The 25383-nt window shown below is 67.7% G+C and carries 24 protein-coding genes; 9 read left to right on the top strand and 15 right to left on the bottom strand.

Going from position 1 to position 25383, the window contains the following annotated elements:
* Window positions 1-685, top strand: a 685-nt coding sequence (locus ACOJTB_RS07795) for a hypothetical protein (RefSeq protein WP_420101956.1), incomplete at its 5' end; no start/stop codon positions are given.
* Window positions 682-1359: a hypothetical protein gene (locus tag ACOJTB_RS07790; protein WP_420101955.1), complete on the top strand. Its 678-nt coding sequence runs from the start codon at window positions 682-684 to the stop codon at window positions 1357-1359. The genes ACOJTB_RS07795 and ACOJTB_RS07790, both read left to right, overlap by 4 nt.
* Before the next feature lie 34 nt (window positions 1360-1393).
* On the opposite strand, the gene ACOJTB_RS07785 is transcribed toward ACOJTB_RS07790, so the two are convergent.
* From ACOJTB_RS07785 to ACOJTB_RS07765, 5 genes are all read right to left on the bottom strand, one after another.
* Entirely contained in the window at window positions 1394-2965 is a 1572-nt protein-coding gene (locus ACOJTB_RS07785) for a cryptochrome/photolyase family protein (protein WP_420101954.1), read from the bottom strand.
* Window positions 2962-3126 carry a DUF2256 domain-containing protein gene (locus ACOJTB_RS07780; protein ID WP_420101953.1) on the bottom strand — a complete coding sequence of 55 codons (165 nt, stop codon included), beginning with the start codon at window positions 3124-3126 and terminating at the stop codon, window positions 2962-2964. The genes ACOJTB_RS07785 and ACOJTB_RS07780 overlap by 4 nt, the downstream gene beginning before the upstream one ends.
* An 89-nt stretch (window positions 3127-3215) precedes the next feature.
* Window positions 3216-6440 (bottom strand): efflux RND transporter permease subunit, encoded by a 3225-nt coding sequence (locus ACOJTB_RS07775; protein ID WP_420101952.1) that lies wholly within the window; start codon window positions 6438-6440, stop codon window positions 3216-3218.
* Window positions 6441-6453: 13 nt separating this feature from the next.
* Window positions 6454-7698 carry an efflux RND transporter periplasmic adaptor subunit gene (locus ACOJTB_RS07770; RefSeq protein WP_420101951.1) on the bottom strand — a complete coding sequence of 415 codons (1245 nt, stop codon included), beginning with the start codon at window positions 7696-7698 and terminating at the stop codon, window positions 6454-6456.
* Window positions 7695-8333, bottom strand: coding sequence for a TetR/AcrR family transcriptional regulator (locus ACOJTB_RS07765; RefSeq protein WP_420101950.1), 639 nt, complete (start codon window positions 8331-8333; stop codon window positions 7695-7697). Before ACOJTB_RS07765 ends, ACOJTB_RS07770 begins: the two co-directional genes overlap by 4 nt.
* A gap of 236 nt (window positions 8334-8569) precedes the next feature.
* On the opposite strand from ACOJTB_RS07765, the gene ACOJTB_RS07760 reads away from it, so the two are divergent.
* Both ACOJTB_RS07760 and ACOJTB_RS07755 read left to right on the top strand, forming a co-directional pair.
* The gene (locus tag ACOJTB_RS07760) at window positions 8570-9364 is read left to right on the top strand and encodes a glutamine amidotransferase (protein WP_420101949.1); all 795 of its coding nucleotides are present in this window, start codon (window positions 8570-8572) and stop codon (window positions 9362-9364) included.
* Window positions 9361-10602, top strand: a complete 1242-nt coding sequence (locus tag ACOJTB_RS07755; protein ID WP_420101948.1) for an NAD(P)/FAD-dependent oxidoreductase — start codon at window positions 9361-9363, stop codon at window positions 10600-10602. Before ACOJTB_RS07760 ends, ACOJTB_RS07755 begins: the two co-directional genes overlap by 4 nt.
* A 237-nt stretch (window positions 10603-10839) precedes the next feature.
* Here ACOJTB_RS07755 and ACOJTB_RS07750 read toward each other — a convergent pair whose 3' ends face one another.
* From ACOJTB_RS07750 to ACOJTB_RS07725, 6 genes are all read right to left on the bottom strand, one after another.
* Complete coding sequence (locus tag ACOJTB_RS07750) at window positions 10840-11637, bottom strand: succinate dehydrogenase iron-sulfur subunit (RefSeq protein ID WP_420101947.1); 798 nt, start codon at window positions 11635-11637, stop codon at window positions 10840-10842.
* A gap of 3 nt (window positions 11638-11640) precedes the next feature.
* The gene (gene sdhA, locus ACOJTB_RS07745) at window positions 11641-13473 is read right to left on the bottom strand and encodes a succinate dehydrogenase flavoprotein subunit (protein ID WP_420101946.1); all 1833 of its coding nucleotides are present in this window, start codon (window positions 13471-13473) and stop codon (window positions 11641-11643) included.
* A 4-nt stretch (window positions 13474-13477) separates the two neighbouring features.
* The gene (sdhD, locus tag ACOJTB_RS07740) at window positions 13478-13867 is read right to left on the bottom strand and encodes a succinate dehydrogenase, hydrophobic membrane anchor protein (protein ID WP_420101945.1); all 390 of its coding nucleotides are present in this window, start codon (window positions 13865-13867) and stop codon (window positions 13478-13480) included.
* Window positions 13868-13878: 11 nt separating this feature from the next.
* Window positions 13879-14280, bottom strand: a complete 402-nt coding sequence (gene sdhC, locus ACOJTB_RS07735) for a succinate dehydrogenase, cytochrome b556 subunit (protein ID WP_420101944.1) — start codon at window positions 14278-14280, stop codon at window positions 13879-13881.
* A 166-nt stretch (window positions 14281-14446) separates the two neighbouring features.
* On the bottom strand, window positions 14447-15508 hold the full coding sequence (locus ACOJTB_RS07730) for a MaoC family dehydratase (protein WP_420101943.1): 1062 nt from the start codon (window positions 15506-15508) through the stop codon (window positions 14447-14449).
* Between the two features lie 90 nt (window positions 15509-15598).
* Window positions 15599-17308 carry a serine/threonine dehydratase gene (locus tag ACOJTB_RS07725; protein WP_420101942.1) on the bottom strand — a complete coding sequence of 570 codons (1710 nt, stop codon included), beginning with the start codon at window positions 17306-17308 and terminating at the stop codon, window positions 15599-15601.
* 89 nt (window positions 17309-17397) lie between these two features.
* Between ACOJTB_RS07725 and ACOJTB_RS07720 the strand changes: the two genes are divergently transcribed.
* Complete coding sequence (locus ACOJTB_RS07720; protein WP_420101941.1) at window positions 17398-18273, top strand: HpcH/HpaI aldolase/citrate lyase family protein; 876 nt, start codon at window positions 17398-17400, stop codon at window positions 18271-18273.
* 66 nt (window positions 18274-18339) lie between these two features.
* Here the strand turns inward: ACOJTB_RS07720 and ppa are convergent, their stop codons facing one another.
* Complete coding sequence (gene ppa, locus ACOJTB_RS07715; RefSeq protein ID WP_420101940.1) at window positions 18340-18876, bottom strand: inorganic diphosphatase; 537 nt, start codon at window positions 18874-18876, stop codon at window positions 18340-18342.
* A 154-nt stretch (window positions 18877-19030) separates the two neighbouring features.
* On the opposite strand from ppa, the gene ACOJTB_RS07710 reads away from it, so the two are divergent.
* Window positions 19031-19753, top strand: a complete 723-nt coding sequence (locus ACOJTB_RS07710; protein WP_420101939.1) for a fused DSP-PTPase phosphatase/NAD kinase-like protein — start codon at window positions 19031-19033, stop codon at window positions 19751-19753.
* Window position 19754: 1 nt separating this feature from the next.
* Here the strand turns inward: ACOJTB_RS07710 and ACOJTB_RS07705 are convergent, their stop codons facing one another.
* The 3 genes from ACOJTB_RS07705 to ACOJTB_RS07695 all read right to left on the bottom strand — a co-directional run bounded on the left by ACOJTB_RS07705 (window position 19755) and on the right by ACOJTB_RS07695 (window position 22214).
* Window positions 19755-21212 carry a hypothetical protein gene (locus tag ACOJTB_RS07705; RefSeq protein WP_420101938.1) on the bottom strand — a complete coding sequence of 486 codons (1458 nt, stop codon included), beginning with the start codon at window positions 21210-21212 and terminating at the stop codon, window positions 19755-19757.
* A gap of 123 nt (window positions 21213-21335) precedes the next feature.
* The gene (hutX, locus tag ACOJTB_RS07700) at window positions 21336-21857 is read right to left on the bottom strand and encodes a heme utilization cystosolic carrier protein HutX (protein ID WP_420101937.1); all 522 of its coding nucleotides are present in this window, start codon (window positions 21855-21857) and stop codon (window positions 21336-21338) included.
* Between the two features lie 9 nt (window positions 21858-21866).
* A complete protein-coding gene (locus tag ACOJTB_RS07695; RefSeq protein WP_420101936.1) occupies window positions 21867-22214 on the bottom strand; it encodes an antibiotic biosynthesis monooxygenase family protein in 348 nt (115 codons plus the stop codon).
* A 228-nt stretch (window positions 22215-22442) separates the two neighbouring features.
* On the opposite strand from ACOJTB_RS07695, the gene ACOJTB_RS07690 reads away from it, so the two are divergent.
* From ACOJTB_RS07690 to ACOJTB_RS07680, 3 genes are all read left to right on the top strand, one after another.
* The gene (locus ACOJTB_RS07690; protein ID WP_420101935.1) at window positions 22443-23366 is read left to right on the top strand and encodes a heme/hemin ABC transporter substrate-binding protein; all 924 of its coding nucleotides are present in this window, start codon (window positions 22443-22445) and stop codon (window positions 23364-23366) included.
* 65 nt (window positions 23367-23431) lie between these two features.
* Window positions 23432-24484 (top strand): FecCD family ABC transporter permease, encoded by a 1053-nt coding sequence (locus ACOJTB_RS07685; protein ID WP_420101958.1) that lies wholly within the window; start codon window positions 23432-23434, stop codon window positions 24482-24484.
* Entirely contained in the window at window positions 24477-25310 is an 834-nt protein-coding gene (locus ACOJTB_RS07680; RefSeq protein ID WP_420101934.1) for a heme ABC transporter ATP-binding protein, read from the top strand. Before ACOJTB_RS07685 ends, ACOJTB_RS07680 begins: the two co-directional genes overlap by 8 nt.
* The last annotated feature ends 73 nt before the right edge of the window (window positions 25311-25383 follow it).

Below are 25383 nucleotides of genomic sequence, written 5' to 3'. Positions count from 1 at the left end.
CGGTCCCGATGGCGAGCTTGCCGCGCGGACCGTCTGGACGCCGGATGGACCGGACCCTGACGCGACGGTCCAGCCGGCCTTCGCTCCGCTTTTGCCCGCCGCCGGCGCCACGATCGTTACAGGCGGCGCGATCCTTTTCGGTTGGCAGTCGCAGAGCAACGGCATTGATGGCCAGCAGGCCATCATGGGCTTCAACGCCTGGGATTACCGTGCTGGCGACAGCACCAGCGGCAAAGCCGCCCTGACATACTCCGGACGTCTCCGTAACGAAGAAGTCGAGCTGGCTTGCCGACGCTGGCCCGAGGTCCGATCATTGGCGGACCGAGCGGCCAATGCGGCGGGCTCGCCGGACCTGTTCCCCTCGTTGGCAGCCTACGGAACCGACGTTCACTCCCATTTCGCAAAGTACATCAACGATCAGCGCGATCCCTATTTCAAGGCTGAACGCTCGTTCTTGAAGGAGCGCTTCGAAGGCAATGCGGGAGAAGTACGCTATGGCTATCCGAGCTCGGTTCGTTTCGACGCCTATGAACTCCGACCTGACGGCACGTTGTGCGTATATGACCTCAAGACGGGCCGTAGCGGCTTAGGTGATAGGCGGGTGGAAATCATGGCCAACGCCGCCAGGCTCGGGTTCACGAACGTCAACCGCATCATCTTGACGGAGGTGAGGCCCGGACGATGACGACAAAAAAGCAGATGAAGTCATTGTTCGACGTATTGGTCGCGCGCAATGGCGATCTCGTCGTCAAGGAGCATCGGTTCTTCAAGGTCCCCTATCTGCTGCTCAAGCCCGTGAGACACGTCTGTCGGGCGATCTCGATCGACCGCACATCTCGCGCCGATTGCCCGGTTTTTCATTGGCATGTCGGGCACTGCTTCAACCCGCACGGCAGGCTGGACGGTCTTGCGTGGGAATGGTTCTGGATGCCGCGCGGTAGGCCGAACCAGTGGTCGGAACCGGGGTTCACGGAGACGGCAGTAGAGACGATTGAAAACAGCATATTGCCGATGCTGCGCCGCGCTCAGACAATCGACGACATGTTCCGGATAGAGGGATTTCCACGTTCTTTCGAATACGACAGCGCTCTCGCGTACAGACCCTTTCGCATCTCGATGTCGGCGGCCTTGGGAAACTGGGAAGAGGCGCTGGCGGTCTATGAGGAGACCAGGCAGGGGGCCATTCGCGAATGGGAGCTGGAATCCCACCAGAAGGCTTTCGAGCTCGGCAACCTCATGGCCTCAGGAGACCGCCCTGGCGCCGTCGCTCTCCTGCATCAATGGGAAGACGAATTCGTCGTGCGCAATGGCCTCGAAGACATCTATGAGCCGACGCCCTTTCCGCTCGAACAGCTCTGATATGCGGCGGCTTCGCTTGAACTGAGCGAAGCATTCACCTCTCGAAAAGCTCGCCCTGCCCTCGCTTCGTCTCCACCGCCTCCGGCTTTTCCATCCCGTCCAGAAACGCCTGCGCCTCGGCCCGGATCGTCGCCACCCGCGCCGCCGGCATCTTGTCGAGGGTGCGATAGGGCATCGCCATCCGCGGCAGGCGCGCGAGCGTGTCGCGGTTGCGGGCGAGGAAATCCCAATAGAGCAGGTTGAAGGGACAGGCGCCCTCGCCGGTCTTGATGCCCGGGCTATAGGCGCACCCACCGCAGTAATCCGACATGCGGTCGATGTAGGCGCCGGATGCCGCGTAAGGCTTGGAGGCCAGCAGGCCGCCATCGGCGAAAGCGACCATGCCGTGGACATTGGGCAATTCGACCCAGTCATAAGCGTCGGCATAGACGATAAGATACCATTCCTCGATCTCGGCCGGGCGGATGCCGGCGAGCAGCGCGAAATTCCCCGTCACCATCAGCCGCTGGATGTGATGGGCATAGGCGTGGCGGCGCGTATCGTGGATCGTGCGCGCCATGCAGTTCATCGCCGTCTCGCCCGACCAGTAGAACCATGGCAGAGGCCGCTCGGCCTTCAGCGCATTGGTCTGCGCATAGGCCGGCATCTCCAGCCAATAGATCCCGCGAACATATTCCCGCCAACCGAGAATCTGCCGGATGAAACCCTCGGCGGCGTTCAGCGGAACGTCGCCGCGGCGATACGCCGTCTCGGCCGCGACGCAGACCTCGCGCGCCAGCAGCAGACCGGCATTGAGGCAGGGTGAGAGCAGCGCGTGGAAGAGAAAGGGATCGCGCTGCGCCATCGCATCCTGGAAGTCACCGAAGCGCGGCAAGCCCTTTGCGATGAACCAGTCCAGCGCCTTCAGCGCATCCTCCCGCGTCACCGGCCAGCCGAAATCGTCCAGGTCGCCGAAATGCGCGCCGAAGCGCTCCGCCACCATCGCTATCACCCCGCTCGTGATCGCATCCTTCGGGAAGGCGGGCCGACGCGGGATCGCAAGATCTTTCGGCAGGGGTTTGCGGTTCTCGGCATCGAAATTCCATTGCCCGCCGACCGGTGCATCCTCCTCCATCAGGAGGCCGGTGCGGCGCCGCATCTCGCGGTAGAAGAACTCCATCCGATAGCTCTTGCGCTCGCCGGCCCAGGCCCGGAACTCGGCGCGGGAGCACAGGAAACGGTCGTCTTCGCGGATCTCGACCGGCACGCCCGTCGCCTCCGGCCAATCATCCATCATCCGGCGCACGCGCCATTCGCCGGGCTCCGTTACGACCACGGCCGTCGCCTGGTGGCGCTTCACCGCACGCGCGAGCTCGCCGGTGAAGGATCCGGTATTCTGCGGCGCATCCAGCGGCACATAATCGACGGCGATGCCCTCGGCCCTCAGCTCCTCCGCGAAATGGCGCATCGCCGAGAGGATGAAGGCGATCTTCTGCTTGTGATGGCGGACATAGGTCGTCTCCTCCGCCACCTCGACCATCAGCACGACGTCGCCGGCTTGCAGTCTGTCGAGGGAGGAGACGTCGCGGCTCAACTGGTCGCCGAGAATGAAAATGAGCCGGCTCATCGGGCCGCCCGCCGCTCGCGCCGCGCCTGATTCCGGCAGCGGTCGGAGCAGGTCTCGATCGTCTCCCAGACCCGCTCCCATTTCTTGCGCCAGGCGAAGGGGCGCCGGCAGACCGCGCAGGTCTTGCTCGGCAGATCGGCCTTGCTGCGCATCTTGGGCATGGGAAAGCCGCTCCGGCGGGACTGTTCTGGTCCTTACGCCGTCCGGCTAAGGGCGGATCAGCCGCGCCGGCACCGAGAGGTGGCTTGCCTTACTCGGCCGCCAGCCGCGGCGGCACCCGCGCACCCATCGCCTCGGCCGTCGCCTCGCCGGGCGTGCCCTGTTCGGGATCATGGATCGGCCGCCACTGGCTGTCATCCTCGGCCTTGCTGAAGAAGCGGCCGAAGATCCGGCCCGTGAGCCGCGAGAGATCGTCCATCACCGAATAGAAGGACGGCACGAAGACCAGCGACAGCACGGTCGAGACCAGCAGGCCGCCGATCACCGCGATCGCCATGGGCGAGCGGAACTCGCCACCATCGCCGACGCCATAGGCCGAGGGCGCCATGCCGGCGGCCATGGCGATGGTGGTCATCAGGATCGGCCGCGCCCGCTTGCGCCCGGCCTCGACCACCGCCGTCATCCGGTCCTTGCCGCGCGCCACCTCCTCGACCGCGAAATCGACCAGCATGATCGCGTTCTTGGTGACGATGCCCATCAGCATCAGCAGCCCGATATAGACCGGCATCGAGACCGGCTTGCCGGTTGCCAGCAGCGCGATCACCACGCCGCCGAAGGAGAGTGGCAGGGACAGCAGGATGGTGATCGGCTGGAAGACCGAGCCGAACAGCAGGATCAGCACGGCGAGGACGAGCATGAGCCCGGTCGTCATCGCCTGGATGAAGCCCTGCACCACCTCGCCCTGCACCTCGGCATCGCCAGTGGTCGCGATCCAGACACCGTCCGGCAAGCCGACCTGCTTGACGATATCGAGGAAGGTATCCTGCGCTGTGCCCAGCTCGAAGCCACGTCTGAGATCGGCACCGATCTGCGCCCGCCGCACGCGGTCATAGCGGTCAATCGAGGAAGGCCCGTCGCCGAAGCCGATCCGCGCCACAGCCGTCAGCGGAATCGAGACGCCGCTCGTGTTGGTCACCCGCAACGCCGCGATGTTGCGGATGTCGGTGCGGGCCGCCTCGTCGAGCTGCACGCGGATCGGCACCTGCCGATCCCCGGCCGTGAACTTGGCGAGATTGGCGCCGACATCGCCGAGCGTCGCGACGCGCACCGCTTCGGAGATCGCCTCGGGCGTCACGCCGAGGCTGGCGGCCTCCTCGAGCTTGGGCGTGATGCGCAGCTCCGGCCGGTTGAGCGAGCCGGCGGTGGCGACGTTGAGATAGCCCGGCACCTGGCGCATCCGCGCCTCGATCCTGGCCACCGCCTCGTCGAGCGCATCGCCGTCCTTGGACAGGATCGAGAAGGCCATTTCGCGCTCGCCGCGCTCGTTGACATACCAGGCGCGGACGTCCGGCACGCTGGCGAGCTTCTCGGCGATGGTGACCTTGAGTTCCTTCTGCGCGATCGCGCGCTCCGATTTATGCTTGAGAAGGATGAAGACGGCAGCGCGGCGCACCTCGCGCTGGCCGGTTGGGGAAGCGCCGCCCAGCACGAAGACGTCGCGCACTTCGGGAATGGTCTTCAGCGCATCCACCAGCCTGTCGGTGGTGAGGCGGGTGTCGTCGAGCGTGGCGCCCGGCGGCAATTCGACCGAGGCGACGACACGCGAGGTGTCCTCGTCCGGAATGAAGCCGGTCGGCAGCATCTGCGTCGCCTGGATCGACCCGAACAGGAACAGGAAGCCGACGATCAGCGTCGCATAGGCCGTGTTGAAGGGGATCGTCCGCCAGCCGGCCCCGCCGCGTCGCGGCAGGATGGGAATGCGCCGCTTCTTCAGCGTCGCGCGCAGCAGGCCGATATAGGCGCCCATGATGCGCCCATCCTTCGGCTCGGCATGATCGACGGGCTTCATGAGATAAGCCGCCATCATCGGCGTGATCAGCCGCGCCACGAGCAGCGAGAACAGCACCGCGACCGCGACCGTCAGTCCGAACTGGCGGAAATACTGCCCCGCCACCCCGCCCATGAACGAGACCGGCGCAAAGATCGCCACGATGGTCAGCGTGATCGCGATGACGGCGAGGCCGATCTCGTCCGCCGCCTCCATCGCGGCGCGATAGGGCGATTTGCCCATCTTCATATGCCGGACGATGTTCTCGATCTCGACGATGGCGTCGTCGACGAGGATGCCCGTCACCAGCGTGATGCCGAGCAGGCTGACGAGGTTGAGCGAAAAGCCCATCAGCTGCATCGCCCAGAAGGTGGGAATGGCCGACAGAGGCAGCGCGATCGCCGTGATCAGCGTCGCCCGCCAGTTGCGCAGGAACAGGAAGACGACGATGACCGCGAGCGCGGCGCCCTCCAGCAGCGTCTCCATCGCCGCCTTGTAGTTGCCGGCGGTGTAGGCGACGGCGTCGTCGATCGGCGCGATCCTGACATCCGGATAGCGCTTGTTCAGTTCGGCGATGCGCGCCGACACCACATCCTTCACGGAGAGCTCGCTCGAGCCTTTGGAGCGGAACACGGCGAAGGAGACGACCGGGCTCTTGTTCAGCCGGCCGAAGGCGCGCGGCTCGGAGTTGGAATCCTCGACGCGGCCGAGCTCCTTCAGCCGGACCTCGCGCCCGCCCGACAGCAGGATCTTGGTCTCGGCGAGATCGGCCACGGTCCTGGCGCCGGCAAGGGTGCGGATCGCCTGCTCCTGGCCGCCGACCTCGCCGCGCCCGCCGGCGAGGTCGACATTGGTTGCCCGGACCTGCCGGTTGACCTCGCCCGCCGTGATGCCGAGCGCCAGCAGCCGGTCGGGATCGAGCGAGATGCGGATCTCGCGGTCGACGCCGCCATAGCGCTCGACCCGGCCGACGCCTTTCAGACCCTGCAATTCGCGCGCGACGACATCGTCGACATGCCAGGAGAGCTGCTCCAGCGTCATGCCGGGCGAGGCCGCGCCATAGGTCAGGATCGACTGGCCCTCGACATCGATGCGCTGGATCACCGGCTCGTCGATCGTGCGCGGCAGGTCGGCCCGTATCTTGGCGATCGCGTCCTTCACGTCGTTGACCGCCCGGTCGGTGTTCGTCTCCAGCCGGAACTCGATGATCGTCTGCGACTGGCCGTCGGTCAGCGTCGAGCGCAGATGCTTGACGCCGGGGATGTTGGCGACGGCATCCTCGACCCGCTTGCTGACCTGCGTCTCCAGCTCGGCCGGGGCCGCGCCGGACTGCGTCACCGTGATCGAGACCAGCGGCACGTCGATATTCGGAAAGCGCGTCACCGGCAGCTGCGAGAACGAGATCAGCCCCAGCACGCACAGCACGACGAAAAGCAGGATCGCCGGGATCGGCTTGCGGATCGACCAGGCCGAGAAATTGATGTTCATGCCGCCCTGCCCGTCAGTTAACCGGCACGGGCGTGACGAGGTCGCCGTCGCGCACGAAGGTGCCCGCCCGCGCCACCACCGTCTCGCCCTCGGCGAGGCCCGAGGCGATCTCGACGCGGCCACCGCCCATGAGCCCGAGCACGACCTTGCGCGTCTCGACCTTGCCGTCCTTGACCAGCTGAGCCGTCGCGCCGCCCCGGATATAGGTGATCGCCGAAAGCGGCAGGGTGACGGCGCTCTTGCGCCCGGTCTCGATCACGCCCTTGGCGAAGCTGCCGATGGCGACGGGCGGGTTGCCCTCCAGCGCCACGCGCACCCGGCCGAGCCGCGAGGCCTTGTCCACCTCCGGCGCGATCAGGCGGATGGACCCGGCCAGCGCTTCGCGCGCGCCGGCCGGCGTCACCGCGACCTTCTGGCCAATCTTCAGGCTCGGCAGCTCGACCTCGGCCACATCGGCCTGCAGCTCGACGGCCCCGTCGGCGATGATGCGGAACAGGGGCTCCGACGCCATCGGCGCGATGGCGCCGAGCCGGGCCGTGCGGCGGCTAACGAGACCGCCGGCCGGCGCCTTGATCTCGGTACGCGCGAGGCGCAGCTCGATGTCGCGGCCCTGTGCCTGCGCGGCGGCGAGATCCGCCTTGGCGATGGCGAGCGCCTGCCGCGCCGAATTGGCCCGCGCCTGGCCCGCGCGGGCTGCCGCCGCACGCTGGTCGAAGGTCTCAACGCTGGCATTGCCGTTCTCGCGCAGGGTCCGTGTCCGGTCGAAGGCGTTGTTGGCCTGCACCAGATTGGCATCGGCTTCGGCGATCTGCGCGCTGGCTTGCGCGATCAGCGCTTCGGTGCGGGCGATCTGCGCGTCGTTCTGGCCCTTCTGCACGTCCAGCATGCTGCGGTTGAGCCTGGCCAGAATCTGCCCCTTGGCGACGCGGTCCCCCTCCTCGGCGAGCAGCTCGACGATCGAGAGCCCATCCACTTCCGGCAGCACCAGCACCTCGTCGCGTGCCACCATCGAGCCGGCGACGACGACGCTCTGGACGATCTCGGTCGTCTTCGCCTGCGTAACGGTGACGGACGGCCCGGCCGCCTGCCGGGAGGCGGGCGCCTCCTGCGCGCTGGTGCCGGTGATCGAAAGCCCGGCGAGCGGGATGAGGACGCTCAACCTCGCCATGGCGCGGCGCAGCCCGCGAAGCTTCGTCATCATCTGTCCGTCCCCGTTGATGGCGGCTGATACGGCCCTGACGTCGCGCTGGACCATCATGCTCGGGCCTCCGCTTCCGGCAGCAGCAGGGTCTGGGCCAGCGCGCGCATGGCGGCGAACAGGGCCTGGCCCGCGAGGGCGCTGTCGAAGAAAGGGTCCACGGCACGCCGGCAGAGAAAGCCATCGGCCATCATGCTGATGGCGAGCAGGAAGCACTGCTCGTCCAGCCGTTCCGGCAGCTCGCCATTGCGCTTGGCTTCGGCAACGGCAGCGGCGAGACCGCGCATCACGGTGCCGTCGATCGACGCGCACATCCGCGCCATCTCGGGGTTGCGCGCGGCTTCGGCCCAGATCTGGAGGGCGATCACCGCCTTGTCGCGCGGCTCCTCGACGAGGAGCCTGCCTCCGAGCGCCTCGAGCTGATCCAGCACCGGGCCCCGGGCGGGGCAGAGATCGGCGAAGTCCTGGGCGATCTGGCTGCGATCGCGCTCCGCCATTCCCGCCACCAGCACATCCTTGGAGGCGAAGTAGCGATAGAGATTACCCGGGCTCATGCCAGCCTCGCGCGCAACATCCTGCATCGTCGCCGCATGGAAGCCGGCGCGCGCGAAGACCCGCTCGGCCGCGTCGAGGATGCGGATATGGCGCTCGGAAAGAGACGGCTCGGCCGCGTTGGGCTGGACAACGATGGTCATCATACGACGCTGAATGAGAATGAACGTTCATTCTCATGCCTTATATCGACGATGAGGTCAAATGTTGCCCCGCCTCGGCCATGATCGCCTGCGAAAAGTGGTTGCCTGCGAAATGGGCATGCGGGCCTTGCGCGCCCGGCAGGGTGTCGGCTCAGGATTTGCTTGTCTGGGACGCGGCCCGAATTCATTCTTTGCGATGCCGGATCCGCTTGCTCCGGCGCTGGCGAAACTCGCGGATGAACGATCACGCTTTTCCCTTGGCCCCCTCGCTTCCCGTGTCCGGCTCCCCGGCGAGCAGGCGCGCGCCTCGGCCGAAGCCGATCCTTATTGTGCTGCATCAAGAGCAATCGACGCCGGGGCGCGTCGGGCGCCTGCTGGAAGCGAGGGGCCATGCACTCGACATCCGCAAGCCGCGCTTCGGCGATCCGCTGCCGCGAACGATGCGCGACCATGCCGGCGCGGTGATTTTCGGCGGGCCGATGGGCGCCAACGACCCGGACGACTTCGTCAAGACCGAGATCGACTGGATCGGCACCTGCTTGAAGGAAGACGCGCCCTTCCTCGGGATCTGCCTCGGAGCGCAGATGCTCGCCAAGCAGATGGGCGCCCGAGTCTATACCCATGGCGAAGGCCGCGCCGAGGTCGGCTATTACCCTCTCGCGATCACTCAGGCCGGGCAGGCCCATGCCGACGAGGCGGGGTTCGTCTGGCCGGAGACGGTCTATCAATGGCACCGCGACGGCTTCGACTGCCCTTGCGACGCGCAATGCCTCGCCATCGGCGGCGATTTTCCGACGCAGGCGATCCGCGCCGGCTCGAGGGCGTACGGCATCCAGTTCCACCCCGAGGTGACGCCGGCGATGATGTATCGCTGGTCGGTGCGCGGCTATGAGCGCACGCTGATGCCTGGCGCCCAGCTCGGCCACACGCATATCCCGGGCTGGTTCCAGCATGACCCGGCCATCCGCCGCTGGCTCGACGCCTTTCTCGACCACTGGCTGAAAGCTCCGGCGGACGGGGCGCCGGCGTGACCCGCACCGCTCTCGTTCTCGGCGCCGGCATGATCGGTGTCTCCTGTGCGCTCGCGCTTCAGAAGCGCGGCATCACCGTCACCTTGATCGACCGGCGCGAGCCGGGGCGCGAGACCTCCTATGGCAATGCCGGCGTGCTTGCCGCCTCCTCGATCGTTCCGCTGAACAACCCCGCGCTCTATGGCAAGATCGCCGGCTATCTTGGCAACCGCCACCCGGCGCTGAATCTGAGCTGGCGCCGCGCCCTCACCCAGCCCGGCTGGCTGCTGCGCTTTCTCTGGGAGGCGCGGCCCTCGCAGGCCAGGGCCCGCATCGCCGCGCTGCAGTCGCTGACCGCCGACACGGTGACGCACCACCGCGCCCTGATGGAGCAGGCCGGTGTCCTGCACCGCCTGCGCGACACCGGGACGCTCAAGCTCTGGCGCACGCAGGCCGGGCACGACGCCGCCCGCGCCGAGCACGACTTCCTGAAAAGCCACGGCATTGATTCCCAGATCCTCGACAGGCAGGGCATTTCTGGCATCGAACCGGGGCTGAACCCGATCTTTCCCGCCGGGCTTCTGATTCCCTGCGTCGGTTCGGTCGATTCACCCGGAGCCGTCACCGCGGCCTATGCCGCGCTCTTCGCGGAACGGGGCGGCCGTATCGAACAGGCCGCCGTCACCCGCCTTTCCCGCGCCGCCGCAGGCTGGCGAGCCGAAACCTCCACGGGAGGCTCCGAGGCCGAGATCGCGGTGGTCGCTCTCGGCCCCTGGAGCGGCGATCTGCTGAAGCCGCTCGGCATCGACCCCTGGCTGAATGTCGAGCGCGGCTATCACCGCCATCTCGCGCCCCAAGCCGGCGCGCGGCTTTCGCGAACCATCTATGATGTCGACGGCGCCTATTACATGGCCCCGATGGAGCAGGGCATCCGCATCACCAGCGGGGTCGATCTCTCGCTGCGCGACGCGCCCGACGTGCATCGCCAGATCGATGCCGCGACGGCGGCAGCCCGGGAGGCGCTGCCGCTCGGCGAGGTCATCGGCGAAACCTGGCGCGGCGCGCGGCCGACCCTGCCGGATTCCCTGCCCATGATCGGCGAGGCGCCGCGCCATCCGGGACTCTGGCTCGCCTTCGGCAACCAGCATATCGGCTTCTCGACCGGCCCGATCACCGGCGAGATCATCGCGGCGATGGTCTGCGGGGAGAAGCCGCCGATCGACCCGGCGCCGTTCCGGCCGGGGCGGTATATCCGCTGAACGCGGCACAGCGCTTCGAGGTCTGGACCAACCCGATCACTTCGGCAGCAGGACCTTCTGCGGAACATCCCCGGCTCAGAACGCCAGAATGACGCGCTGCTGAGCCGGACGCGAATGCGCTGGCGTGAGTCGACTGGTGTGGCGGATGAGAACCGGAGCGCAGCGGACTGCCGTCCGTGAGCACCGGAAGCGCAGGCCGTCGCGCCGGACGGCCGCGCCAGCAGCGTGCGCGCCGGCTCAGACCTGGCGGGCCACCATCATCTTCTTCACTTCCGCGATCGCCTTGGCCGGGTTCAGGCCCTTGGGGCAGGCATTCGCGCAGTTCATGATGGTGTGGCAGCGATACAGCCGGAAGGGATCTTCCAGATTGTCGAGCCGCTCGCCGGTCGCCTCGTCGCGGCTATCGATCAGCCAGCGATAGGCCTGCAGCAGCGCGGCGGGGCCGAGATAGCGGTCGCCGTTCCACCAATAGCTCGGGCAGGAGGTCGAGCAGCAGGCGCAGAGGATGCACTCATAGAGCCCATCGAGCTTCTCGCGATCGTCCTTGGCTTGGCGCCACTCCTTTTCGGGGGCGGGCGTCGTCGTCTGCAGCCAGGGCTCGATCGAGGCATGCTGGGCGTAGAAGCGCGTCAGGTCCGGCACCAAATCCTTGACCACCGGCATATGCGGCAGCGGATAGATGGTGACCTTGCCGCTCGCCTTGCCGGTGCCGCTGCATTCGTCGATACCCGTGGTGCAGGCGAGCCCGTTCTTGCCGTCCATGTTCATGGCGCAGGAACCGCAGATGCCCTCGCGACAGGAGCGGCGGAAGGTCAGCGTCGGGTCGACCTTGTTCTTGATCCAGATCAGCGCATCCAGAACCATCGGCCCGCAATCGTCGCGGTCGACATAATAGGTGTCGGTGCGCGGGTTCTCGGTGTCGTCCGGGCTCCAGCGATAGACCTTGAACTCGGTGACGTTCTTGGCGCTGGCCGGCTTCGGCCAGGTCTTGCCTTCGGTCAGGCGGGAGTTCTTCGGGAGATTGAATTCGGCCATCGCTCAGTACACCCGCGCCTTCGGCTTGATGTATTCGATGTCGTTGGACATCGTGTAGGTATGGACCGGACGGTCGTCGAGCGTGACCTCGCGCTTGGCGTCGTCGATCCAGGCGAGGGTGTGCTTCATCCAGTCCTTGTCGTCGCGGTTCGGATAATCCTCGCGGGCATGCGCGCCGCGGCTTTCAGGACGGTTCAGCGCCGAATCCATGGTCACGACCGCCTGGGTGATCAGGTTGTCGAATTCCAGCGTCTCGATCAGGTCCGAGTTCCAGATCAGCGAGCGGTCCTTGGTGCCGACATCGGTGATGCCGTTCCAGACCTCGTGGATCAGCTTGTGGCCCTCTTCCAGCGTCTCGCCTTCGCGATAGACGGCGCAATTGTTCTGCATCGTCCGCTGCATGCGGTCGCGCAGCACCGCGGTCGGCGTGCCGCCCGAGGCGTTGCGGTACTTGTCCAGCCGCGACAGCGCGAGATCGGAGGAGCCCTTCGGCAGTTCCGGCTGCTTTTCGCCCGCCGTCACCGTGTCGGCGCAGCGCAGCCCGGCCGCCCGGCCGAAGACGACGAGGTCGATCAGCGAGTTGGAGCCCAGGCGATTGGCGCCGTGGACGGAGACGCAGGCCGCCTCGCCGATCGCCATCAACCCCGGCACGACCGTGTCCGGATCGCCGCCGACCTTCGTCAGCACCTCGCCGTGGAAGTTCGTCGGGATGCCGCCCATGTTGTAATGGACCGTCGGCAGCACCGGGATCGGCTCGCGCGTGACGTCGACGCCGGCGAAGATCTTGGCGCTTTCCGAGATGCCGGGCAGGCGCTCGTGCAGGATCTTCGGATCCAGATGGTCGAGATGCAGGTAGATGTGGTCCTTGTTCTTGCCGACGCCGCGGCCGGCGCGAATCTCCATCGTCATCGAGCGAGAGACGACGTCGCGCGAGGCGAGATCCTTGGCCGAGGGGGCATAGCGCTCCATGAAGCGCTCACCTTCCGAATTGGTGAGGTAGCCGCCCTCGCCGCGCGCGCCCTCGGTGATCAGGCAGCCCGAGCCATAGATGCCGGTCGGGTGGAACTGCACGAACTCCATGTCCTGCATCGGCAGGCCGGCACGGAGCACCATGCCGCCGCCGTCGCCGGTGCAGGTATGGGCCGAGGTCGCGGAGAAATAGGCGCGGCCATAGCCGCCCGTCGCCAGGATCGTCTGCTGGGCGCGGAAGCGATGCAGCGTGCCGTCATCGAGCTTGAGCGCGATCACGCCGCGGCAATGGCCTTCCTCGTCCATGATCAGGTCGATGGCGAAGTATTCGATGAAGAACTCGGTATTGTAGCGCAGCGCCTGCCCATAGAGGGTGTGCAGCATGGCGTGGCCGGTGCGGTCGGCGGCGGCGCAGGTGCGCTGGGCCGGCGGGCCTTCGCCGAACTCGGTGGTCATGCCGCCGAAGGGCCGCTGGTAGATCTTGCCGTCCTCGGTGCGCGAGAAGGGCACGCCCCAATGCTCCAGCTCGTAGACGGCGGCCGGCGCATTGCGCACGAGATATTCGATCGCGTCCTGGTCGCCCAGCCAGTCCGACCCCTTGACGGTGTCGTACATGTGCCACTGCCAGGTGTCCTTGCCCATATTGCCGAGCGAGGCGGCGACGCCGCCCTGCGCCGCGACGGTGTGCGAGCGCGTCGGGAACACCTTGGTGATGCAGGCCGTGCGCAGGCCGGCCTGCGAGCAGCCCACCGTGGCGCGAAGGCCGGCGCCGCCGGCGCCGACGACGACGACGTCGAAGGTGTGGTCCGTGATCGGATAGACGGTGCCGGTATAGGCCGGGACCGGGCGGAACTTGGTGATCGCCATGGGATCAGCCTCCGAAGGAGAGCTTCAACACCGCATAGACGCTGGCGGCGCCCACTGCGATGGCGAAGAAGGTGTTGAGCATCACGAAGAGGATCTTGGGGCCTTCCTCCTGGACATAATCCTCGATGATCACCTGCATGCCGAGGCGCATATGGACGCAGGCGGACAGGATGAAGAGCAGCATCAGGATCGCGACGAGCGGATTGCCGAGCAGAGCCATCGCCGCCGGATAGGGCCGGCCGCTGAGCGCGATCACGATCCCGATGAAGATCACGGTGAGGACCAGGTTCGAGACGGCGGTCACGCGCTGCAGCCAGAAATGGCCGGTGCCGGATTTCGCCGAGCCGAGGCCGCGGACGCGGCCGAGCGGGGTGCGCATCGAGGAATGGGACATGGCGAGGCTCCTCAGCGCAGGACGAGAGCGAAGATCCAGACCAGGACCGTCAGGCTGGCCGAGCCGATCAGCGTGAATTTCGCCATGGTCATGCGGGTCTGGGGCTCGTAGCCCTTGCCCATGTCCCAGACGAAATGGCGCAGGCCGCCGAGCATGTGGTGGATCAGCGCGAAGCTGTAGAGAAACAGCACCAGCCGGCCCGGAATGGAGCCCGCCGCCCATTGCGCGGTCTCGAAGGCGCGCGGACCCGAGGCGGCAGCGACCAGCCAGGCGGCGATCAGCACGGTGCCGAGATAGAGCCCGGTGCCGGTGACACGATGGGCGACGGACATCGCCATCGTCCAGGACCAGCGATAGATCTGCAGATGGGGGGAAAGCGGGCGAGCCGCGGGCTTGACCTCGGCCAAGATCATTCTCCGGTCGGGCGGTCCCGCAGGACGCGGGACGCATTTGGGATCATTCTAGAATGAACCGCTCTCTATCGAAACAGGAGCGCCCCCGCAATGCGACATCTTCCGCCTCGGTGACGGATTTCGAAATCTGTCATTCGTGTTTGACGCGGCTGAAATGCAGACATGCTCATCGCGGCAGCAGCGCCCAATAGTCTAGATCGAGGATCACCCCCTCGGCGTAGCGCTCGCCGTCCTTGTAGGGGTGCTCGCTCGCGGTGCGGTTCTTGGCTGCCACCAGCCGCAGCCGCAAGGCGCCGACATCGCCGCGCCCGGGCAGCGGCGCTGTGTCCAGAACCTCGCTCCAGGCATGGACCGTGTCGCCCGCGAAGAGCGGCGCCACATGGCGCCCGCCATTGAGGGCCGCGAGGTGAAAGGCGTTGCCCAATCCGTTGAACGACAGGGCCCGCGCCAGGCTGATGACATGGCCGCCATAGATCAGCCGCTTGCCGAAGCGGGTTTCGCGCGCCGCCAGCCCGTCGAAATGCACCCGCGCGGTGTTCTGGTAGAGCCGCGTTGCGAGCTGATGCTCGGCTTCCTCGACGGTCATCCCGTCGACATGGTCGATCTTTTCGCCGGGGTGGTAATCGGCCCAGCGAAAGCGCGATCCGGCGAGCGCCTCGTCATAGGCGGCCGGATCGAGCGGCGGGCAGCCCTCGCCGAGTCGCTCGGGCGCCACCGCCGCCGGCAGTTCCGGCACCAGCTCGGCATGGGGCGGCGTGCCCGGCAGACGCTTGCGCACCAGCACCCAGCGCACATAGCTCAGGACGATCTCGTGATGCTGGTTGCGCCCGGTCGAGCGCACATAGACGATGCCGGCCTCCCCTGAGGAGGCCTGCTTCAGCCCGATCACCTCGGAGGTCGTCGACAGCGTGTCGCCGACGAAGACCGGCTTGAGAAAGCGCCCATCGGCATAGCCGAGATTGGCGACCGCGTTCAGCGAGACATCGGGAACCGTCTTGCCGAAAACGAGGTGGAAGACCAGCAGATCGTCCACCGGCGCTTCGGGATAGCCGATCGCACGAGCGAAGGCCTGCGAGGACTGCACGGCGAAACGCGGCCCGTAAAGCGCGGTGTAGAGCGCGACGTCGCCGCTCGTCACCGTGCGCGGCGTCGCATGCACGATGGTTTCGCCGAGGGCGAAATCCTCGAAGAAGCGGCCGGAACTGGTCTTCGTCGTGCTGCCGGTCATCGGACGGCCTCCTGATCGGGCAGATCTTGCGGCGCAACATGGAGCCCCGTCCAGCCCCGACCAAAGACGAAAGCCGCAGGCTGTGCCGCCTCAGCCCGCGATCACGGCCAGCTTTGCCAGGTCGACATTCGCCCCGCAGACCAGCACGCCCAGCCGTTCGCCTTTCCCCGGCTTGTAGGCGCCGGCGATGAGGGCGCCGAAGGCCGCGGCCCCGCCGGGCTCGATGGCGAGGCGGAAATCGCGCCACAGCCGCTTTTGCGCCTCGGTGATCGCGGCATCGGGCACCAACGCGACATGGTCGACGGCACCCTGGCAGCAATCATGGACCAGCTGGCCCACATTGCGGGCGCCGAGCGAATCGGCCGCGACCGACTCCACCGAGACGGTCACGGGCCCGCGCGCCTCGAGCGCGGCCTGCAAAGCGCGCGAACCTTCAGGCTCGACCCCGACCACCTTGACCCTGCTGCCGGCGAACCAGCTGGCGATGCCCGAGATCAGCCCGCCGCCGCCGACGGCGACGAGCACCGTGTCGAGATCAGGCTCCTGCCCATCCCATTCGCGGCCGAGGGTGCCCTGGCCGGCGATCGTTTCCGGAGCGGCGAAGGGATGGATCTTGAGTGCGCCGGTCTCGGCGACGAAGCGGTCGCAGGCGAGCTGCGCATCGTCATATTGCGCCCCGCCGATGACCACCTCGGCCCCGAACCGGCGGATCGCCTCGATCTTCGCCGCGGGGGAAATCTCCGGCACGAAGATCGTCGCCTTCACTCCGCGCTGCTGCGCGGCATAGGCCACCGCCGCGCCGTGATTGCCCCCCGAGGCCGCCGAGACACCGGCTTCCGGCACGCTCAGCGACAGAAGATTGTTGAACGCCCCGCGCGTCTTGAACGAGCCGGCATGCTGCAGGCACTCGAGCTTCAGCGAGATGTCGGCCTCGGAGCCCAGCGCGCCCGCCCCCAGCCGCATCACCGGCGTGACGCGGGCATGGCCGGCGATGCGTGCGGCCGCCTCGTCGATCATTGGGCGGGTGACGGGGCGGTCGGTCATAGCGGCATCCTGCTGGGGCGGATCGGGCGCGAAGGTCCAGATCGCGATGGGCAGGCCATGGCTATCGCGGCCGGGCGGATCGGGAAAGGGCGTCCCGCGCCCGGCGGCGATGCGCCGCGCGACGACCAGAGCCGCCAGCGCATCGAGCAGATCGTCGGGGGCGGCACCACGGGGCGCCGGTCCTTCCAGAACCGAAACCGGCAGGCCCGCTTGCGCGAGCAGCCTCCGCCGTTCAGCCATGCCTGCCGGGTTGATCGCGCCCTTGATCTTCTTCGGGTGAAGCAGCGGCCGTCCTGCGAGCGTTCGGAAGGCAAGCTCCGGATGCACCTCGACGACACGCATAACCAGTTCCGGCTCGGCCCTGAGCAGCCCGTCGATCTCGCGGATCTTCGGAAAAAGATGGAAGCCCTGCTTCGACACCCGGCGGGGCGGCTGCGAGGTGGCGAGCGCCAGCCGGCAGGCCTCGGCATAATCCTGCGCCTCCACGGCCGACCGCGAGGGGATCGAAAAGACAGAGGACTGCCGACCGCCCAGGAGCGGGCGCACCAGCTGCTCGGGCCCGCGTCCCGATCCCTCGATCCGGTCCGGAAGCCCGATCGGCATATCGACGGCGACGAGCACGGGCGCATCCGGCTCCGCCAGCAAATCGGAAAGACGCGGCACAACGCGGATCACCGGGGCAGAATCGTCCTCCGCCGGTGCGATGGCCGCGATCCAGCCCCCCTTGCATCCGTCCACGCCTGCGACCCGCTTCATCGCGCCTCTCCGCCTTTCGCAGCGCTTTTCCTCTCGCCGCGTTGCTCTACGCTGCAATGCAGCGCTCCGCGTTTCGTCAGGACCATCCGATGCCGACCATCCGCCCCCGCCGCTCTGCGCTCTATATGCCGGGCTCCAACGCACGCGCTCTGGAAAAGGCGCGCGAGATCCCGGCCGACGTGCTCATTCTGGATCTGGAGGATGCGGTGGCGCCGGAGACCAAGGCAACCGCGCGCGAGCAGGTCTGCGCAGCGGTGAAAGCCGGCGGCTACGGTAAGCGCGAACTGGTGATCAGGCTCAACGGCACGCAGACGCCCTGGTTCGAGGAAGATCTGGCCGCCGCGGCAGCCGCCGGCGCGGATGCCATTCTCATCCCCAAGGTCTCGGCGCCCGAGACGCTGGTCGAGATCGGCGAGCGTCTGACAACGATGGGCGCAGACGCCGCCCTTTCGGTCTGGGCAATGATCGAGACGCCGCTCGCCATCCTCGATGTCGAGCGGATCGCTCGCGCCGCCCGCCAGCCCGGGACCCGGCTGGCCTGCTTCGTCATGGGCACCAACGACCTTGCCAAGGAGACGCGGGCTCGCTTCGTGCCGGGCCGGGCGACGATGCTGCCTTGGCTGACGAGCGCGCTGCTCGCCGCGCGCGCCCACGGGCTCGACATTCTGGACGGCGTCTACAACGAGCTGAAGGACGAGGCCGGCTTCCGGCTCGAATGCGAGCAGGCGCGCGATCTCGGCTTCGACGGCAAGACGCTGATCCACCCGGCGCAGGTGAGCGCGGCCAACACGATCTTCGCGCCGGACGAGGCCGAGCTCGAGCGCGCCCGCGCGATCATCGCCGCCTTCGACCGCCCCGAAAATGCCGACAAGGGCGCCATCCAGCTCGACGGACGCATGGTCGAGCTGCTGCATGCCGAGATCGCCCGACGCACTGTCGCCCTGGCCGAGGCCATCGCGGCTTGATGAAACGACGAAGGGCCGCGCGAGGCGCGGCCCTTCCGGATTCGGCGTTCGCTCGCTGGGCGCGGATCAGGCCTTCGCGGCCTTGGCGCGCTCGATCGCCTCGACGATCAGCTTCTTGGCCATCGCGGCATCGCCCCAGCCCTTGAGCTTCACCCACTTGCCGGGCTCCAGATCCTTGTAGCGCTCGAAGAAGTGCTGGATCTGGTCGAGCGTGATCTTCGGCAGATCGGTGTAGTTGTGGACGTTCTCGTAGCGCTTGGTCAGCTTCGGCACCGGCACGGCGATGATCTTCTCGTCGCCGCCGCCCTCGTCCTCCATCAGCATCACGCCGATCGGGCGCACCGCGATATAGGAGCCGGGAACCAGCGGGCGGGTGTTGGCGACGAGCACGTCGCACGGGTCGCCGTCTTCCGACAGGGTGTGCGGGATGAAGCCGTAATTCCCCGGATAGCGCATTGGAGTATAGAGAAAGCGGTCGACGAAGAGGGTGCCCGCCTCCTTGTCCATTTCATACTTGATCGGCTCGCCGCCGATCGCCACTTCGATGACGACATTGACCTCGTCCGGCGGGTTCTTGCCGATGGAGATGGCATCGATACGCATGGGTTCAGACCTGTCGCTGACGAAATGAGCGGGGGCCTTATGCAAGTTTACGGTGAAAAATCCAACAGTTTCTCCTGCCCATTCGGGGCGCCGATTTGCGCGCCTGCGCCGTCGCTGCTATCGGGCGGGGCATGACAGTTCCCGCGAGCAGGCCGTGCTGAACCGCCTGCGCCCCGACGAAGAGCGCTATGCCCGGCGCATGGCCCGGATCGCGCGCTGGGACCGGCCGATCGAATCGGGCGGGCAGCGCTTGCGGGCCTGGGCCAACATGCTGCTGGTCGATCACGGCATTTTCCGGCTGGCCTACCTCAACGCACACCGTGTGACGCCGCGTCTCTGGCGTTCGGCCCAGCCCGCACCCGGCCAGATCGCGGCCTTCGCTCGCAAGGGCATCAAGACCATCGTCAACCTGCGCGGCGGGCGCGAGCATGGCGGCTGGCCGCTCCAGAAGGAAGCCTGCGAACGCCACGGCATTCGCCTCGTCGATTTCGTTCTGCGCTCGCGCGGCGCGCCGGACCGCGAGACGATCCTGAGCGCGCAGGCTTTCTTCGCCGAGCTGCAGGAGCCTGCGCTGGTCCACTGCAAATCCGGGGCCGATCGCGCCGGCTTCTTCTCGGCGCTTTATCTGCTGATCCACGAGAAGCGGCCGCTCGCCGAGGCGATGGCCCAGCTCTCCTTGCGCTACGGCCATTTCCGCTTCGCCAAGACCGGCATCCTGGATGCGTTCTTCGAGGCCTATCGCCGCGAGGGCGAGGCGAAGGGCATCGGCTTTCTCGACTGGGCCGCCACGGTCTACGACCCGGCCAGGCTCGAACGGGAATTCAAGCCGGGGCTGTTCTCCTCGCTGCTGGCCGACCGGCTGATGCGCCGCGAATAGCTCAGGCCGGTACCGCCCTGGCGGCGTCCCATGGCGTGGCGATACGCGGCGAAAGCCAGATGAAGACGAGATACGCCAGCGTGCGGCAGGCGGAGACGATGCCGAGCGCGACGAGCAGGGCGGGCGTCAGTGCGCCATAGACCAGCATCACCACGATCAGCACGGCCAGCGCCGCCGCATTGATCGCCAGCTGCCCAAACGGCCGATGCGACAGGGTCGCGATCTCCTGCAACGGGCCGACCAGCGTCGAGGCCGCGTAGAACAGGCTCAGCAGCGCGATCGTCGCGCCGACATCGGCCCAGCGCGTTCCATCGAACAGCGGATCGAGCAGCCAGGCGCCTGCACCGACACCGGCGAAGAGTGTCGCGGCGGCCACCGTCAGCACCAGGCTCATCAGCTTGGTCCAGAAGCGACGGCGTGGCCCGTCATAGGCACGCAGCCGGTTCATCGTCAGCGGCACGGAAACGGTGCCGAACAATTGCGAGGGCATCTCCAGAAGCCGCATCGCGAGCGCGACATGGGCCGCCAGCAGCGCATTCGAGGCATAGGGCAGCGCCAGGATTGGCGCGATCGCGAAACCGTAGGAGAGAAGCGCCGAGGGCAGCAGCAGCAGCGGCACGCTGCGCCAGCGCGCCGCATTCCGGCGCAGGCCTTCGAGCGACCAGCATGCGGGCCGCAGCAGCGCCGCCACGGCACCGAACCGCCGCCGCAGCAGATACCCCGCCGCCAGCACATGCCCTACCGCATCGGCCATGAAGAGCGCGAGCGCCTTGGGTCCGAAGATGAAGATCAGCAGCAGCATCAGCACCGGTTGAACGATCGCCTGCACAACATTGCTGTTGCCGACTGCGCGGAAATCTCCTTCCGCCGTCGCCTCCGACCAGAGCAGGCGAAGCGCCGCGCGCGCGGCCAGCGAGACCAGAAAGAAGAACGCCACGGCCGGAGCGACCCAGCCCGCGGCGGCCAGCCCCGCCAGCACGAGGGCCGAAACGGCCAGATACACCAGCCCGGCAAGGGTGGCGAGCCGGAAGCCTTGGCCGAGCCTGTCGCGATTGCGGCTCTGGAAGAACACGACCTCGAAGCGCAGCAGTGACGCCATGCCGACGAAATTCACTGCCGCCGAGAAGACGGCGAAAGCGGCGAACACGCCGGGCGGGCACAGCGCAGCGGCGACGATCAGGCCCCAAACCGAGATGAAGCGCGCCTGCAGAAAGCGCAAACCCAGGAGCAGGGCCGAACCGAGGCTGGAGCGCAGCAGCGGCGCCCGCCGCGCGACGAAGCGGCGACCTGCTGCAAAATTGAGCGGAGCATGGCGGCGCGGAAAGCTCGCCCGCTCCATCACGACATGCGCGGCCATGGCGATATCCTCGGCTGGACCGTCGGGCATACCGATCCCGGCGGCGAGGCCGGGATCCTCCGGATCGGGCAGATCCGGGCTGGAGCGGGAGAACGACGTCACGGCAGTCGGTCACGCCCGGAAACAGGCTGCGCCTTCATGGTAAACAAACGGTAAAGGGCCTTCTGCGGCGGTCGGGAAACGAGCCGGGCGCGGAATCGCGGCGAGGCCTCTAGCGCCCGCGGCTCAAGCGAAGCGCGTCTTCAGCGCCTCGAATCGTTCTAGCTGATCCGGCAGCAGAGCGCGACCGGCATCTCGCCGCACGAAGATCTTGAACATCACCTCGCCGGCGCCGTTGAAGAACTGCACCGAACAGGCCCGGCGGCCCTGCCCCGTGGCGCGGTCCACCAGATAGATCGCCTGGCAGTTCTCCGCCCGGATATGACCACCGATCGGGCTGTCGCCATGGATATTGTAATAGCCATGGCCGAAGCTGCCGACCGGCAGGGCGCCTTCGACCTCCAGCACGATGTCGGGCGTATGCATCAGGAACAGCACCGTCCCCCATTCGGCGATGTCGCGCCACAGCGCCTCGAAGCGCTCGGGAGCGACGAAGAGGCGCTGCCCGGCGGGCAGCAGTTCCAGCATCGCCCGGGTCGAGACGCCAGCCTCGCGCGCCATCGCCTCGATCAGCCCGTCGGGCTTGGCGGCGAGCAGGCCGCGGGCGCGCTCAATCGGTTCGGGGGCCGCGATATCGGTGCTGCTCATGGCTGCGACTCAGGCCGCCGCATGGCGGGGCGTCTGCGGATTGATCTCGCTCAGGATCGTCTCGAATCCCTCGAACTCCGGATGGCCGAGATAGAGCGGCGCGGGCCGAGGCTGACCGGCATTGCGGTGCGATTCCCGGAACTGCTCGGAGGTGGTCCAGGCCGTGAAATCCGCCTTCGAGGCCCAGCTCGTATGCGACGAATACAGCGTGTGATCCTCCTTCGCCGGCCCCTTGAGCAGGTGGAAGGCGAGGAAGCCCGGCATCTCGTCGAGGCGGCTCTTGCGCGACGACCAGACCGCTTCGAAGGCAGCCTCCTGGCCCTTGACGACCTTGAAGCGATTCATGGCGATGAACATCGGACGATCCTGATCTGGGCCACGAGGCCATTCCCAAAGCCGCGCCGGAAAAGGCCCCGCAGCGCTTGACCGCTTCTAGTAAACGCGAATATCTGCGTCAACAACGTTTGAGTGTTGATTTATTTTTTAATCATTAAAAACTGAGATCTACTTGAGCATTACGTTGGAAAATGAACGACCTCGCTGCGGAGGACATGGCGTCTCCGCAGCGCCCGTGGGAGTCGCCCGATGACCGCCAGCAAAGCCGCCCCCACCGCCTCCGTCAGCCGGCGCGGTGCCCTCGCCGCCCTCGGCCTGGCCCTCCCCGCCCTTGCCGCAGGGACCGCCACGCATGGGGGCCAGGCCGATCGCATCGTCGTGGCGGGCGGCGTCATAACGGAGGTGATCTATGCGCTGGGCGAGCAGGACCGAGTGGTCGGCGTGGATTCGACCAGCCAGTTCCCACCCCAGGCGCTGCAGAGCAAGGCCGATATCGGCTATGTCAGGGCGGTATCGGCCGAGGGCGTGCTGTCGCTGAAGCCGTCCCTCGTTCTGCTGATCGACGGCGCCGGCCCGCCCGATGCGCTCGCGCTGATCGCCGAATCCGGTGTCCGGGTCGCGCGCATCCCCGACGGCCAGGATGCCGAAGGCGTGGCGGCCAAGATCGTCGCGATCGGCGACGCGATCGGCGCGGCCGAGGCGGCCCGCCGGCTCGCCGCCCGCACCAGCGCGGGCTTTCGAGAACTGGAGGAGCTGCGCGCCGGGCTGACGCAGCGGCGGCGTGTGCTGTTCGTGCTCTCGCTGCAGAATGGCCGCGCCCTCGTCGGCGGACGCAACAGCTCGGCGGACGCCATCATCGCGCTCGCCGGCGCGGAGAATGCCGCGAGCGGCATCGAAGGCTACAAGCCGATGACGGACGAGGCTATCATCGCCGCCGCGCCCGAGATCGTGCTGATGATGAGCCGCGGCAACCATCGCACCAGCGCCGAGGAGCTCTTCGCCCTGCCGGCTTTCTCCCAAGCCCCGGCGGCGGCGCAGCGCCGGCTGGTACAGATGGACGGACTTTATCTCCTCGGCTTCGGCCCGCGCACGCCGCTGGCGGCGCGCGACCTGATGGCGGCGATCGATCCGGACCGCACCTTGCCCCCGCTGACGACGGGTGGAGCGCCGTGAGCCTGGCCGTGCCGGCAGCCCTGCGCGGCGCTCAGCCGGCCTCAACGCAGGCGCTGCTGCGCCTCGTGGCGGGCCACAGGCGGCGCGGCTGGCTCGCTCTGGGCGGCACGGCGCTGGCCTGTCTGCTGCTCGCCATCGTCGCGACCGGACAGGGCGCGGTGCCGATCGCGCCCGGCCGCGTCGCGGCGATCCTCTGGGGCTGGCTCGGCGGCGATGGGGCGGTGCTCGAAGGGCGCGATGCGCTCGTCGTGCTCAACATCCGCCTGCCGCGCGTCCTGCTCGGGCTGCTGGTCGGCGCCGCCCTCGCCGTGTCGGGCGCGCTGATGCAGGGGCTCTTCCGCAATCCGCTGGCCGATCCCGGCCTCGTCGGCGTCTCCGCCGGCGCAGGGCTCGCCGCCGCCGCCACCATCGTGCTCGGCGACCGCTTCCTCGCCGGCACGCTGATGAAGCTGCCCTTCGCCATACTGCCCTTCGGCGCCTTCTGTGGCGGGCTGGTCTCGACGCTGGCGCTCTATCTCATCGCCACGCGCGAGGGGCGCACCTCGGTCGCCACCATGCTGCTGGCCGGCGTCGCGCTCGGCGCGCTGGCGGGCTCGCTCACCGGGCTGCTCTCCTTCCTGTCCGACGACCGGCAATTGCGCGACCTGACCTTCTGGTCGCTGGGGAGCCTCGGCGGAGCGAGCTGGACCAAGCTCACCACCGTGGCGCCGATTATCCTGCCGCTGCTCTGCTGCATGCCGGTGCTGGCGCGCGGCCTGAACGGGCTGATGCTAGGCGAGGCGGAAGCCTATCACCTCGGCATCCCGGTGCAGCGCATCAAGGCGCTGACGATCCTGCTGGTGGCGCTCGCCGTGGGGGCCAGCGTCGCCTCCGCCGGGCTGATCGGCTTCGTCGGCATCGTCGTTCCCCATCTGGTGCGGCTCTGGATCGGGCCGGACCATCGCCTGCTGCTGCCTCTGGCCGCGCTGGGCGGGGCGATGCTGCTGGTCGCGGCCGACATCGCCGCGCGCCTCGTCGTCGCACCCGCCGAACTGCCGATCGGCATCGTCACCGCCGCGATCGGCGCGCCCTTCTTTCTCTGGCTACTGCTGCGGCGCACGAGCCTCGTCGATGTCTGAGGCCGCGCTCCGGACTCCGCTTCTCGCCGGCCGCGACCTTGGTTTCTCGGCCGGTGGACGCGCACTGGTGTCCGACGCCAGCCTCGATCTCGCGCCCGGAACGACCACGATCCTGATCGGCCCCAACGGCGCCGGCAAATCGACCCTGCTCAAGCTCCTGACCGGCGAGATCGCGCCGGCCCGGGGCGAGATTCGTATCGGTGGGGAGCAGTTGCCGGCGATCCCGGCCTGGCGCCTGGCCTGCGAGCGGGCGGTGATGGCGCAGCATGCAAGGCTCGCCTTTCCCTTCAGCGTTTACGAGGTGGCGCGCCTCGGGGTGGACGGGATCGGCCGCGCACTGCCGCGCGAGCGGCGCGACGCGATTCTCGCCGAATGCCTGGCGGCGGCCGGAGTCTTCGACCTCGCCGCGCGCCACTACCAGACCCTCTCGGGCGGCGAGCAGCAGCGCGTGCAATTCGCGCGCGTGCTCTGCCAGCTCGAAGCCGGCCGCAGCGTCGCCGAGCGCCAGTTGCTCTTCCTCGACGAGCCGATCGCCAGCCTGGACCTCTGCCACCAGCTCGCCTTGCTCGACATGGCGCGCAGCGTGGCCGCGCGCGGCGTCGCGGTGCTGATCGTGCTGCACGACCTCAATCTCGCCGTGACCTATGCCGACCACCTCGTGGTGATGGATCGCGGCCGCATCATCGCGCAGGGGCCGCCGGCGCTGACGCTGGACGACGCCCTGCTCCAGCAGGTGTTCCGGGTCGATCTCTCGCTCAGCCGCGCCCCGGCGCCGGGCCTGCCCTTCCTGCTGCCGCAGCAGCATCGCGGCCGGCCATCGGCCTAAAAGGCGCTTTTACCGCCGATTCATACTGAATCGCGGCCCGCGTCGATTCACCATGTCGCTCAACCGGGGATTC

This window comes from Allobosea sp. (assembly GCF_048595345.1).
Classification (GTDB): domain Bacteria; phylum Pseudomonadota; class Alphaproteobacteria; order Rhizobiales; family Beijerinckiaceae; genus Allobosea.
This window is presented reverse-complemented; position numbering and strand designations above follow the sequence as displayed.